This is a genomic window from Flavobacterium sp. DSR3-2 (assembly GCF_049896525.1).
GTDB lineage: Bacteria > Bacteroidota > Bacteroidia > Flavobacteriales > Flavobacteriaceae > Flavobacterium.
In genome coordinates this window covers 47,144-61,009 of the sequence record NZ_JAFCUM010000010.1, presented here as the reverse complement: position 1 = coordinate 61,009, position 13,866 = coordinate 47,144, and the positions used below count along the sequence as shown (strand labels likewise).

Genomic DNA, 13,866 nt, shown 5'->3' with positions numbered 1-13,866 from the left:
TTTTTTTTAAAAGAAGAATATACATTAACACTTAGCTCTTTAATTATCATAAATTTTACTTTGGTCTTTTAAACCACAAACTCCACCAACCGACAGTCCTTCCCACTGCTTCCGTAAAGGCTTCTTTTTTAGTGCTACTGGTTAAAGTATTACTAAATCGAATACTAGTCAAAAGCAAAGTAATCGCATGCCATTTTAGTTGATGTTCTAATTTTGGCTGAGGGTTCTTTGTTCTCCAAACATACCAACCATTTCGCACGACCATTTTCCCGTATTGATATTTATTAGGTCTTCCTGCGGTATCGTGATGATGGTACAAAGTTGCAGCAGTATTCAAATATAACTTACCCATTTTAGCTACTCTCAAGCTAAAATCAGCATCTTCATACAGCCCATAGCCGTCGAAATAAGTTGAAAAATTTAAAGTAGCAAATACTTTTTTTCTAAACGAAGATACTCCGCCCATCAACATTTCCACTTCATACGTTTTACCGCTAGGAGGCAAAAAACCAACACTACGACCGTGCGAATACATAGAGGAATACCCTGGTGGACAATCACTGTCTAATCCCAATTTTTTTCTTAGCACGAATCGACTGCCGTCTTTTCTTTTCCATCCGTCAAAATAAAATTCATTCATATTTGGCTGATATTCCTCTCCAACAAATTCAGTTTTAATTTCATCAATAATATAACCTCCAACACCCAAAGCCTCTGGAAAGATTTGATACGTTTTTAATAGTTCTTCAAAATAAGTAGCTGTCAAAACAATATCATCGTCTAAAAAGCATACAACTTCTGCATCAGCTGCAACTCTTTCAATTCCAAAATTGCGTTGTTTAGTCAAGCCTCGATGTTGTGGTGGAACGGAGTAATAATTTAAGTTATCAAATGAATTATTACCTAAAATTAACGTCGTTTCCTGATTAGTGGAGCCATCGATAATTAAAATTTCATCTGGATATATTGTTTGCTCTCTCACAGACTTTAATAGTTGCAATAAAGGCCTAGCACGCATGTAAGTACAAATTATCAATGAAAATTTCATGAATCTATTTTTAATTGATTAGCCCAAAAGAGACTCTGGTTCCATTGCTTATTAAAAACTGCGAAATATTGAAAAGGATTCCTAATCTTTTGATGCTTATAAAACTTAAAAAACAAAACGGTTTTATACCCTAAGATTTGCTGTTTTGTGTTATGCGTAATCAAATACAGCATCACTGTAGGAGATGGCTTTGGCTGAATGGTTTCAGCATGCCACCGCAGTAATGGTTTCGTTCTAAACCCTCCAACTGGTGCTTTTAAATGCAATATTAAAGGTTCCGGTAAAAATAAAACATCATGCCCTTGATTTCGTAATTGCATCCCAAAATCACTATCTTCACCATAACCGAATTCCAATGCCAAATTAAATTTTACATTCTGTAAAATGGTTCTTTTTAAAAAACTATTGCCAGCACCAAAAGTAGGCCATTGTATTACCTTGCGATGTAATATCCTCTCTTTTTTTTGAGGATAGGATGTTGTAACTACATTGCAACCATATTTTTTTATTTTTTGAAAAACCTCGTTCAGTAAATCTGAATCAAATCGATTATCATCATCCGCTAAAAAAACCCATTCACTTGTAGTTTGATTCAAAGCCAAATTTCTGGCATTACAAGCTCCTGCCTGATGCGTGAAAATATGCTGTATTTCAAATGGCCAATTTTCCGTTGCTATATAATCCAATTCACTCTTACTGAATGGTTCTGGATTTTGTTCCACTATAATAATCTTATGCGGTAAAAGACTTTGTTTTGAAAAATCTTTTAATACATCATATAAATAGTTGCTTCTTCCAATAGTAGGGATAATTACATCAATAATTCCTGTATCTATAACTACTCTTGATGACTGAACGACAATACCATCTATATTTATTTTATTACTAATTCTTCTTTTATAAAAAAGTGCGGAAATAAAAGAATAAAACAAAATTTTGCGTTCATATAAAAGCAAATTCAACGCTAACAAAAACACCCATCTCGTTTTATAATGCTGCTTTACAAAACGAAATAGAGTAAGGCTGGATGCTGTAGTAGGCGAATCACTTATTTGTACCGACTTTAAAAGTTGTGGTTCAGAATAACACAACAATCCCAAAGGCATACACAATTTAGCCATTGAACTCAAATAATAATCAAAATCGGGATCGCAAACTATTTTATCACCTATTAAGTTCAAAACAGAAGCATGAATAACCCCAACATAACTGCTCATTTGCCATGTGGGATACGACACCTCTTTATTTACATTTATAAATAAAGACTCCTCTACATATCCGATGGAATTATCAAAAAAATTACCTGATTTCGGTCGAAACGAGAGCATCATTTTATTATGATGGAGAAGAGTATTTATCATTTCAACAGCAAGGTGTTCCTTGTAAGTCGAATGACACCAAACTATCTTTTCATCAGGAAATGCAACTGCTAATTTAATTAAGCCAGCTGCAATAGTCCCTGTATAATCAAATTTAATTTTCTGATTTTCCGGACTAATTACTTCTGTAATTTTATTCTCCAAATGATATACTACAATCAAAGATTACTGAATTAAAGATTGATAAAATACTAAACTCTGTTGTGCCACTTTCTCCATGCTGAATTTTTCGCTAACCTTCTTTTTAGCCGCCAATCCAAAATCTTTTTGCAATTCATCATCATCCATCAGCTGAATAATTCGAGCAGCATACTGCAAATGATCTTTTGGATGCACTAAAAATCCATTCACCCCTTCATCAATAACTTCTGGAGCCCATCCAATATTCGAAGATACAATAGGTTTTTGCAATGCCATGGCCTCAATCCAGGAAACGGGCAAGGCTTCTGCAAAAGTAGGAAATACACAAAGAGTCGCTGCGTTAATTTGATTTTTTATATCATGATACGGCACAGCGCCTAAATAAGTCACATTGAGAAGTGCAGCTGGGGTAAACAAATTTTGCATCAGCCGCCAAGTGGAACCATCTCCCGAAATAATATCTGGAACATCTTTTCCTATCAGAATTAATTTCGCTTCTGGTTTTTTCGCAACCACTGCATTAAAAATAAAAGGCAACTCTAACAATCCTTTTTTACGAATTAAACTCCCAAAATACAGTATGTTGTTCTTATTTTTATTAGCATTTATATTTTTGTTATTGCTATTGTCATCGCTATTATAATTAAAGACATCCGTATCAATACCATTCGGAATGATTGTAAATTTCTTCGCCAAACCAAACACCTCATTAGTAGTGTCAGCAGTAAACTGACTGACAGATAGCAAACCATTGGCATTTTTTAACGCTCTTTTTTCGTGAAATCGATTCACCCATTTTACAGGACGCTGATCCAAATGACAAAAATAGGTATCAGAACCGTTCAACCGTATCACAACAAGGCATTTTTTAGGTGAAATAAATGACGTGATTCCGGTCCAGTCCGGTGTTTCTACCAAATCAATTTCTTTATCCTCATGTAAAGTATTAATAATGTTCTCCAGTTTTTTTCGGGTCAAATACCAAGACAATCCCTTAAATTTTACATTTCTGATTTGTTGGATACAAATACCATTGTCATAAAAAACACCTTCTTCTTTTTGAGCATACACTAAAACACGTACCGAACAGCCTTCCGCTAAAAGTCCCATCGCCAGATTTTTGATGCTCGTTCCTAAGCCTCCGGAACTTCCCGTTTTCGGATGTGGATATTCAGGCGTTAAAAAAGCTATTTTCATAAATTATTGCTTAAAAAAATCTTTAATAATTATACTGGTAAACAGTCTGGCTCCGGTATCATTCAGATGGCCGCAGGAAGAAAAATATTGATCTCCCTCCACCGCTTTTTCATAATTATGAATTTCAGGATAGAGTCGTTGCACTTTTTCAAAATAATTCAATCCTTTAGTATTGTTGCACATCGGAGTCATTACGGCAATCAAATTTATATTGTTCGCTTTACAAAGCTGTTTAATTTCTTCATAATATTTATTGTGTACCGGTTTTAGATTCGTCAGGTTATTTTTCATATTACCCTTTTTATTTCCTAAAGGATAATATCCTAAATGGGCTAAATAGGTGGTCGGTTCGTTAACTACTGTTTTGTAGAGTTCCCTAAATCCTATTTTAGAGTCAAATGATACATACCGATAAAAAGGCACATAATACAATTCTTTGTAATCCGTCTCCTGTGAAAAATGATTACGAATAATTTTAGAATCATGGAGAAAAGGAAGAAAATGAGACGAAACGCCGTCATCTCGTTTCTCATTGGACAAATTCAAATCCGTCTCCAGTATCACATTCTTTATAGTATAATTACGTTCCACCATCAATTTTAACAATAATGAAGCTTCAAATAAATGGCCTCCGCTCATCCCATAATTAAATGTTTTCAATCCTTTTTCGGCAAACATAGGAGCTACAAAATGATTATTGGCTCTGGACGACCCTAAAATAACCACATCATAATCACGCGCTGTTGAGTTGTAAACATAATCAATTTTCCCCCTATTCGAATACTGTAAATAAACAGTGGTGTACAAAAAATCCAATACCACCAACAGTAAAAGTAGTAACACGACGGTTTTGACTGTAAAAATTAAAAACTGCTTCATTGTTGTTTTATTCTGTATTATTATTCTAGTATTTTAATGTATGGTATTTGATACCTCGATTTGACAAACCAATCTTTTGTCACGTCGAGTGCAGTCGAGACGCTTTTATGTCTTAATCAATCTCGACTGCGCTCGATTTGACAATTAAACTACTCTCTTTGTCACGTCGAGCGTAGACGAAGGACTCGATTTGATAATTAAACTACTATCTTTGTCACGTCGAGCGCAGTCGAGACGCTTTTATGTCTTAATGAATCTCGACTGCGCTCGATTTGACAATTAAACTACTCACTATGTCACGTCGAGTGCAGTCGAGACGCTTTTATGTCTTAATGAATCTCGACTGCGCTCGATTTGACAATTAAACTATTCTCTTTGTCACGTTGAGCGCAGTCGAGACGCTTTTATGTCTTAATGAATCTCGACTGCGCTCGATTTGATAATTAAACTACTCACTATGTCACGTCGAGTGCAGTCGAGACGCTTTTATGTCTTAATGAATCTCGACTGCGCTCGATTTGACAATTAAACTACTCTCTTTGTCACGTCGAGCGCAGTCGAGACGCTTAGTAAAACTATTCTTCTATATCTTCAAAATCCGATTTGTATTTATGATGCGTTGCATTTCTACATTCTGATAAATCTTGTAATTTGTCAAAATTTTCATCAATTAGCGCTTGTTTTTTCATCCTACTCCATTTTTTTATTTTTTTTTCAAATTCGATAGCCTGATTAGGATCAGTAAAATCCTGATAAAAAACTAATAAAACCGGTCTTCTACTGTACGTATAGGCTTCTGGATATTTACCCATATTATGTTCCATAACTCTTCTCTCAATATCAGAAGTCAAACCTACGTATAGTGAATCGTCAATACAACGAAGAATATATACATAGTAGAATTTCATATACTGTTTTATTTTAAATTAAACGAATCTCGACTATAGCTTGTCCTGAGCGTAGACGAAGGACTCGATTTGACAACTCGACTATAGCTTGTCCTGAGTGTAGACGAAGGACTCGATCTGAAATCGTACTCATTCTTGTCACGTCGAAAGTTTATACTGAGCGAAGTCGAAGTACAGTCGAGACGCTTTATCACTTCGAAAGTTTATACTAAGCAGAAACAAATTACAATCAATTTCCTTATTTATATCAAAACTGAAAATAAATAAATTCTTTATAATCGGAATAGGTTCCCAATGCTACAATCACCGCAAGGCATAATGTTAATTTCAAATAACTGTATTTCCCAGAAATGGGTTCTATTTGCGTACGGCTGTTCCATTCCAGAATAATAAAAGCAAGTATCATTATAATGATTTCGTAATTGTAACGCTCGTTTTCTAAATACTGTGATTCAAAAATTCTATTGGTAAAAATACGACCAATATATTCAAAAGCTTCTGTTATCGATTTTACCCGGAAGAAAATCCAAGCAAAGCAGGTTAATGCAAACGTACTGACAATACTAAAGAAAACTTTAACGGAGTTCAAATCCCAATACAAGGATACTGTTTCCATATTAGACCGATTCCGTTTCAAAAGCAATAGCGGTAAAAAATACAAAGCGTTAATGAAACCCCAAGCAATAAAAGTCCAATTGGCGCCATGCCAAAAACCACTGACCAAAAAAATTATAAACGTATTGCGGATTTTCATCGCCGTACCACCACTGCTACCGCCCAAAGGAATGTATAAATAGTCTCGAAACCAAGACGAAAGCGAAATGTGCCAACGCCGCCAAAACTCGGAAATATCTCTGGAAAAATACGGATAATTAAAATTACGCAATAAATCGATGCCAAACAATTTAGACATACCCAATGCCATATCCGAATAACCTGAAAAATCACCATAAATCTGGAAGGCGAAATAAACGGATCCAAGAATCAGTGACAAAGAGTTCATCGATTCGTAATTATCAAAAATCGCATTGGCATAGGTCGCACAGGTATCCGCGATAACCACTTTTTTGACCAATCCCCAAACAAACTGAAAGATTCCTTCTTTCGCCTTTTGATAGTCAAAACTCCGTTTTACTTTCACTTGAGGCAATAAATGCGTCGCTCTTTCAATAGGCCCCGCCACGAGCAATGGAAAATAACTGACAAATAAAGAGTAATCTACAAAATTATATTCTGCCTTAATTCTTTTTAAATAAATATCAATTACATAAGATAATCCGTGAAACGTATAAAAGGAAATACCTACCGGCAGAATAACGTTTAGTAATAAGGGACTAGTTTGCAGCCCGAATCCATTTAATAATTGGGAGAAAGAATCTGCAAAAAAATTATAATATTTAAATACCCCCAAGAAACCCAGATTTATACTGATGCTCAACCAAAACCAAAATTTTCGTCCAAGTTCCGTCTTGGCTTTTTCTATCCGAATACCAGTATAATAATCTAAAAAAGTGGAGAAAACCAACAAGAACAAAAAACGCCAATCCCAACAGGAATAAAAATAGTAGCTCGCTATAATAAGTACTGCATTTTGAGTGCTTTTGGTTTTATTAAAAACAAACCAGTACAAAACAAATACAATAGGCAGGAAAATGGCAAAGGAAAACGAATTAAAAAACATACTATTTACAGCTATTATGGATGTAGAAAGAGGATAAATCTTTATCGATTGTGCTAGTTTTAGAACTCAGTACCGTATGGTAATCAGGCACATCTTCTGTTACAACTGCATTTGCACTTATTGTCACATGATTGCCGATTGTTACTTCACCGAAAATACAGGCACCGGGTCCAACAAATACATTATTCCCAATGTTCGGAACACCTTTATGATTTCCAGAATTACTAATTCCAAAAGTGATTCCTTGGGAAATATTGCAATTATCTCCTATTATGGTGTCGCCATGAATTACAACATTTCCAAAATGTCCAATATAAAAGCCTTCCCCAATCTGGGTTCTGTAGGAAATATCAAATCCATACTTAACTTTTAAGTTCCGCAACCAAAGAAAGAAAAAGTAAAATAAGGGTCTGTTTCTTTTTCTAAAATACTGAGTCAGCCTAAAAATGGTCAAGAATTTAAGCCCCGGGTTAGGCATAATTATAAAGGTCTTCAGGAGTACCCAAAAACTCACTTTCTCGATTCCACATCGCTTGTAATCCAATGCTATAATTTGTTTTACCATTTTTATTTTTTACAAATCTCGACTATACCGTCCCAAATGCGTTGAGAAGCATCTTCTGCGGGATGCTGATTAATTTTTTTAAACCAATCTTGAGCATTTGCAACTACTCTTTGGGCATCATCGCTCAACATTAATTCAATCTTTGCTGCAATTTCGTCCGGCGCATTTAGCCAAACTACTGCATCAGCGGGCATGGAACGAAAATGAACAAAATCATAAATTTTTTCCACAGACCAATTGTTGTTTTGTATTTCAGGATTGTAATTTATATAAGCACATGGTTTTGTATGAGCTGCATAATCAAAAACCATGGATGATCCCAAATTGACAACAAATTCGGTATGTGCAACAATATTCATTTGCAAAATAGAATCCTCTGGCGTGGGTAAAATTGTATTCCAACCTTCACCAACTTTATCCCATTTTGGAACGATAGCCGTAACTATATCTTTATTCTCTTGTAAAATCACATCGAATCGATCTGAAAAATCTACAGGGCATCTTCTAAAAATAATTCCCAACCGACGCCCTTTTTCATTTAAACCTTTAACCACTTCTATCAAATCTAATAAGTAATTAGGATCATAGGGTGATGTAGTCTGATCATCTCCTGAATAGCAAATATACTTTTTTTCAATGTCCAACCCATTTTGCTTAAAAAACAGCTCTTTGTTTATTACATGCTTTACTTGAAAATGATTTTCAAATTGTGGTGTTCCTGTTATTATGATTTGTTCATCTTTAATATAAGGGTAGTAGTATAAAAGCTCTTTTTTCATGTGATGACTCCAAACAAAATAGTAATCCGTTTCTACTACCATAGTTCCTTTTGGAAGGTTATCCCATGAGAAAATAAACGTTGCAGTAGGAATATTTAAATCCTGAGCTGCCAGTATTGGTGCTATCGCTAAACTGATTCTTTGATTGGTACAAAAAACGAAAGCTGGTTTATGTTTTTTCAAAGTTTCTTTACTCTTATTATAATATAGAGTTTTACGCTCTTCTTCTCTGATCCTATTTCTTATTTTTTTAATTCCACTTTCAGAAGAATGAGTAAAGGAAAGCAATTGAATAGCAATATTTTTTATAACATTATTAATAGTTTTGTATGAAAATGGAAAACGATAAGCATTATATACTTTATCGTTAGTCTTTTTTACATTCAAATTAAGCTCAGTCTGAATTTTTACATTTTTATAAATGTCAGTAAGCATATGCGTTTTAGCATTTTCAATTATTATTTCCTGAAATCCTAAATCCATTAATTGAAAAGGAGTATTATTCCAAAAAATGACATCAAAACCTTGCTTTTTTCCAATTTCATAAAAACTAGAATAAGCAAAATTGCGCAAACCAATTCCATCTGGAAGTAATATAAATATTTTGTTATTGAGCATTAAATCTTTCTTATTTATTTTTTAATCTCTAAATATCGTTTTTTGTAATGAATGTGTAAACAAATATGAATTTTAGTGATCATTAATGGTTTGCGTAATCTCAAACAAACTAATGCACTGCCAAATATGAAAACTAGATTGGATATTACCTCCAACATAACGCTCTAATTCTTTCTTTAATTCTTTTATATCAATCCATTTTGAATATTCTGAATTTTCGAGTGACGTAAAACATTCGGTTACCCAATCTTTCAAATCTTCTGCCAGCCACTCGCGCTGTGGCGTCTGCAACGGTCTCTTAGGTGCAAAAACTAAATCATTGTCCAAATATTCTGAGGCGATTTCTCGCAACATAAATTTGGTTATTCCGTTCTTTATTTTAAAATCCAAAGGTAACGAAAAAGCAAATTCAACCAAGCGATAATCTAAGAAAGGCTCCCGCAATTCAGTGGTAAACATCATAGAAATTCGGTCATTAAACCGCAAGGCTCTGGGAATTTTGGTATAAAACAAATCCCGGTATTGTTTATTTAAAATCCCATCAGCAAAAGGTTTGGGATAGTTTGGTTTTTCGGCTTTTGCTAAAAAAGTTTTCGAAAGTATATTTCTTTTGAATGGTGAATCCATAACTCCTTGAATGGTAGTATCATTTTCATGGGTGTAATAATCATAACCGGCCCACTGCTCGTCCATACCTTGACCATCGAGCAATACCAATACGTTGTCTTTTCGGGCTTTTTGAAAGATTTTGGCGTATGCTAAGGTGGGAACCCCACCAAAAGGCTCGTCTTGTTGAAATGCTATATTTTTAGAAAAATCAGGAACATCATAGGCTTGAAGCAGAACTTTAGTTAGTGGATTACCGGTTTTGGCTACCATTTGTTCTACCCAAGGCAATTCATCATAATCTATATTATCCGTATAAAAAGTATAAGCGTTGATTTTAGAATTATGCTCTTGCAGATTGACTAAAGCCAATAATACGGAACTATCCAATCCACCACTAATATTAAATCCAACGGGAACATCAGCCCTGAAACGCAAATCAATGCTGTCTTTTAAAAGAGCAACATAATGTTGTTTTGCTTGCTCAAAAGTCAAATTCTTAGGTTGTTTGGCTACTTCCTCTTCAAAAAAATACCATTTTTCCAGCACCAATTGCTGGTTTTGAAATTCTAAAAAATAACCGCCTGGCAATTGAAGTATATCTTCCCAAAAAGTTTGATCGGGGTTACCATAAGAACCATAAGCAAAATAAGAAGCCCATACTTTCTCATTTAAAATTCTTGAAATACCCGAAGCGTGAAGTGCTTTTATTTCGGATGAAAAATAAAAGGAGTTGTTTTTTATACTGTAAAAAAAGGGTTTGACTCCAAAGCGGTCTCTAGCTGCAAATAACTTTTTGTCTTGATTATCCCAAATAGCAAAGGAAAACATGCCGTTCAATTTTTGCAGACATTGTTTTCCATAAATTATAAATGCCGCCAATAAAACTTCAGTATCCGAATCCGTTTTGAAAGTATAGTGCCCATCCAATTCGGCTTTTAGCTCAATATAATTATAGATTTCACCATTAAAAACCAGAATATACCGACCAGAAGAATCCAAGAAAGGTTGATTGGCTTCTGAGGATAAATCAATAATAGCAAGACGATTATGTCCTAAAGCAGCAAAATCCCCATCACTATATTTTCCTGTGGCATCCGGACCCCTATGGTGCTGAATCAACAGCATGACATCCAACTGATGGGTATCAAAATCCCCAATTATTCCCGCAATACCACACATTATTTTTCTCTATTTTTAATCATTTGTTCCGCCTTTTCCCAATCGGCTACAGTGTCTATATTTAAATAAAATTCAGGAGGAGATTCGATGAATGAAATACTTTTTCCATACAAAGAATGCTGTTGCAAAAGTACTTCCGTTTTCATGATATAAATACTTCCATCTCTATGGTAGGTATCTGGCAGTTCTTGTCTTCTACTAATGATTTTTTCTTCACCAGTAACAATTTTTAAATTCTCTTCGGGATTAACCTCAAACGTCCAATGTGGATTATATTCGTGAGGTACTTTTTGTACCGAAACCAAAGAATCACAACCACTTGCAATAAATTTTTCGATTGCTTTATCTAAAAATTCAACCGTTCTAAAAGGGCTGGTTACCTGCAATAAACAAACGGCATCAAAGAAAATAGCGTGATTTCTGAACCATTCCAAAGCATGAATAATTACATCAATTGTTGGTGTTTGGTCTTGGGCGAATTCCTCTGGCCGCAAAAATGGTACTTGAATTCCCAAGCTTTTGGCAACTGTAATTATTTGGTTATCATCACTGGACAAAATCACAGTTGTTAAATACTGTGATTTCAAAGCAATTTCAGAAGTATATTGCAACAACGGTTTCCCGTTCAACAATTTAATGTTTTTCCCAGGAACACCTTTCGATCCGCCGCGAGCCGGTATGATGCCAAAAATTCGCATCTTAGTACATAATGGTTTTATGAAACTGCAAAGGCAATTGCAGTAACAGTTCGGCTATTTGCGTACCCGCATTTCCCTCTCCATAAATAGAGGAAGAGACTGATTTTCCTCTTTGTACAGAGTCTAAAATGGCATCTTCGATTTGATCCTGACAATAATCAACATCAATACTATTCCCACCTCTTTCTCTCCTGTTTTGACGAGAACCTATGTTAACAACAGGAACTCCTAAGAAAGCACATTCCCGAATCCCCGCGCTTGAATTTCCAATTAAACAATTACTGTGCTGAAGCAATTGCAAAAAATCTTTTCCTTCCATGTTCTTAAAAAAATGAACATTGGGTAGCTGGTGCTGCTCTCTAAAAGCACGAATTCCTGTTGAAGTTCCGTCCGCTCCGGCATCCACGTTGGGCCAAAACCAAAGGGTGGGTTTATTTAATTTATGAATCGCTTCAAGAGTAGCTTCAATATGTTTTCTGGAATCTTGATATTCTGTGGTTACCGGATGTTGCATAACGACTAAATAGCCTTCAGACAAATTGGGTTTTGCTCCTACTCCACCATATCTCTCATAGGGATCAAAAGGAAGTGTCTTACTCAGTAATACTTCGTCTGCCAAATCAATGGAAGGGCATCCGGTGTTAAAAACCATCTCAGGGTCTTCTCCCAATTTGATTACCCTTTCTTTAGCATTTTCAGAAGCTACAAAATGATAATCTGCCAATTTTGTGATGGCATGACGTACTTTTTCATCAATATTTCCCGTTACTTCTCCACCTTGAATGTGCGCTAAAGGAATATTCATATAAGAAGCCGCAATGGCAGTAGCCATAGTTTCAAATCGATCGGCAACGGTTACGACGATATCCGGTTTTAAATTATCAAAAACGGTAGATAATTCTAAAATTCCAATTCCAGTTGTTTTTGCTGCTGCGGTTAAATTCTCCCCTTCCAATACATTAAATACTTTTGCGGCAATGGTAAAACCATCTTTTTCAATATAATTCACAGCAGAACCATAGCGATCTAACAAGGCAGATGCGGCAACAACTATTTGTAATTCCAAATCAGGATGATTTTCAATCGCCGATAAAACCGTTTTTACGCGACTATAAGAAGGACGCGCCGTTATTACTACAACTATTTTTCTTTTTGGCATTTTAAATTTATTATTCTTGGGTTTAAAAGTAGGCAAAAAAGCGGACAGGTAAAAACGTTATTTTGACACCACATCAGTTACAGTGATTTTTAAAGCCAAAGAAAATTTTATATTTTTAAAACTAAGGGATTTACTTTAAAAATAATATCGAGAACCGTTGAGTAACCAATACTTCTCTATATAGACAAGCTGCGTACCTCCTTTCTTCTCGACTCTTAGGGACAGTAAGACCTTTGTGAAGTATCGAGAACCGTTCTCTAACCGAAACTTCTCGATACAATACTTCACGTCAGTTCGAGTGATTTTTTAAGCTATGAATAGTCTACTTTTTTAAAGCTAAGCATCCCAGCTTTAAAAATCGTATCGACAACCGTTGTGCTATCAAAACTTCTCGATACATTTTTTAGCCTACAAATTTCCCTGAAATATAACAATTTAGAATGGCTAAAAAACACTCGAAGTGACGAACCCACCTTTACTCATCGAATTTCTTTTTTGTTAAATTAACTAATGCATCAAAATCTTCATTTATTAACGCTTCCTTTTTTGCTCTAGACCATTTTTTGATTTGTTTCTCTTTCTCGATGGCAAAATTTATATCTGTAAACTCACAGTAAAAAACCAATGACAATGGTCTTCGTTTGAAAGTATAACAATCTGGATAAAAAACCACATTGTGCTTATATATTCTACTTTCTAAATTACTGGATACTCCAGTATAATAGGTATTATCAGAGCATTTTACTATATAAACAGAAGACTTTTTCATATTATTTCATTTTAGGCTTCTCAACATGACATGATACGTCAGTTCGAGTTGAATAAGGGTTTGCGGTAGGAAACCTTCATGAAGTATCGAGAACCGCTGAGTAACCAATACTTCTCTTCACACCGACTCCTTACTTCAGTTCGAGCGATTTTTTAAAGCTAAACAAAGATTTATTCTTTTAAAACTAAAGAATTTGCTTTAAAATCGTAACGAGAACCCTTATATAATTGAAACTTCTCGATAACACTTAACGTCAG

12 protein-coding genes are annotated in these 13,866 nt (G+C 34.8%); all 12 read right to left on the bottom strand.

Features of this window, described 5'->3' with window-relative positions; all coding sequences use genetic code 11:
* Positions 1-55: 55 nt before the first annotated feature.
* The 12 genes from ACP7AV_RS12235 to ACP7AV_RS12180 all read right to left on the bottom strand — a co-directional run bounded on the left by ACP7AV_RS12235 (position 56) and on the right by ACP7AV_RS12180 (position 13,609).
* On the bottom strand, positions 56-1,048 hold the full coding sequence (locus ACP7AV_RS12235) for a glycosyltransferase family 2 protein (RefSeq protein WP_426092192.1): 993 nt from the start codon (positions 1,046-1,048) through the stop codon (positions 56-58).
* Complete coding sequence (locus tag ACP7AV_RS12230; protein WP_426092191.1) at positions 1,045-2,589, bottom strand: glycosyltransferase family 2 protein; 1,545 nt, start codon at positions 2,587-2,589, stop codon at positions 1,045-1,047. The genes ACP7AV_RS12235 and ACP7AV_RS12230 overlap by 4 nt, the downstream gene beginning before the upstream one ends.
* A 3-nt stretch (positions 2,590-2,592) precedes the next feature.
* Positions 2,593-3,765 (bottom strand): glycosyltransferase family 4 protein, encoded by a 1,173-nt coding sequence (locus ACP7AV_RS12225; protein ID WP_426092190.1) that lies wholly within the window; start codon positions 3,763-3,765, stop codon positions 2,593-2,595.
* Positions 3,766-3,768: 3 nt separating this feature from the next.
* Positions 3,769-4,644, bottom strand: a complete 876-nt coding sequence (locus ACP7AV_RS12220) for a hypothetical protein (protein ID WP_426092189.1) — start codon at positions 4,642-4,644, stop codon at positions 3,769-3,771.
* 575 nt (positions 4,645-5,219) lie between these two features.
* Positions 5,220-5,552 (bottom strand): GIY-YIG nuclease family protein, encoded by a 333-nt coding sequence (locus ACP7AV_RS12215; protein WP_426092188.1) that lies wholly within the window; start codon positions 5,550-5,552, stop codon positions 5,220-5,222.
* A gap of 247 nt (positions 5,553-5,799) precedes the next feature.
* Positions 5,800-7,233: an MBOAT family O-acyltransferase gene (locus ACP7AV_RS12210; RefSeq protein WP_426092187.1), complete on the bottom strand. Its 1,434-nt coding sequence runs from the start codon at positions 7,231-7,233 to the stop codon at positions 5,800-5,802.
* Position 7,234: 1 nt separating this feature from the next.
* The gene (locus ACP7AV_RS12205) at positions 7,235-7,798 is read right to left on the bottom strand and encodes a serine O-acetyltransferase (RefSeq protein ID WP_426092186.1); all 564 of its coding nucleotides are present in this window, start codon (positions 7,796-7,798) and stop codon (positions 7,235-7,237) included.
* 2 nt (positions 7,799-7,800) lie between these two features.
* On the bottom strand, positions 7,801-9,060 hold the full coding sequence (locus ACP7AV_RS12200; RefSeq protein ID WP_426092185.1) for a UDP-glycosyltransferase: 1,260 nt from the start codon (positions 9,058-9,060) through the stop codon (positions 7,801-7,803).
* Positions 9,061-9,267: 207 nt separating this feature from the next.
* On the bottom strand, positions 9,268-10,983 hold the full coding sequence (gene asnB, locus ACP7AV_RS12195) for an asparagine synthase (glutamine-hydrolyzing) (protein WP_426092184.1): 1,716 nt from the start codon (positions 10,981-10,983) through the stop codon (positions 9,268-9,270).
* Positions 10,983-11,681, bottom strand: a complete 699-nt coding sequence (locus ACP7AV_RS12190; RefSeq protein WP_426092183.1) for a cytidylyltransferase domain-containing protein — start codon at positions 11,679-11,681, stop codon at positions 10,983-10,985. Before ACP7AV_RS12190 ends, asnB begins: the two co-directional genes overlap by 1 nt.
* A gap of 1 nt (position 11,682) precedes the next feature.
* Positions 11,683-12,840, bottom strand: a complete 1,158-nt coding sequence (gene neuC / locus ACP7AV_RS12185) for a UDP-N-acetylglucosamine 2-epimerase (RefSeq protein WP_426092182.1) — start codon at positions 12,838-12,840, stop codon at positions 11,683-11,685.
* A gap of 475 nt (positions 12,841-13,315) precedes the next feature.
* Positions 13,316-13,609 carry a GIY-YIG nuclease family protein gene (locus tag ACP7AV_RS12180; RefSeq protein ID WP_426092181.1) on the bottom strand — a complete coding sequence of 98 codons (294 nt, stop codon included), beginning with the start codon at positions 13,607-13,609 and terminating at the stop codon, positions 13,316-13,318.
* Positions 13,610-13,866: the final 257 nt, after the last annotated feature.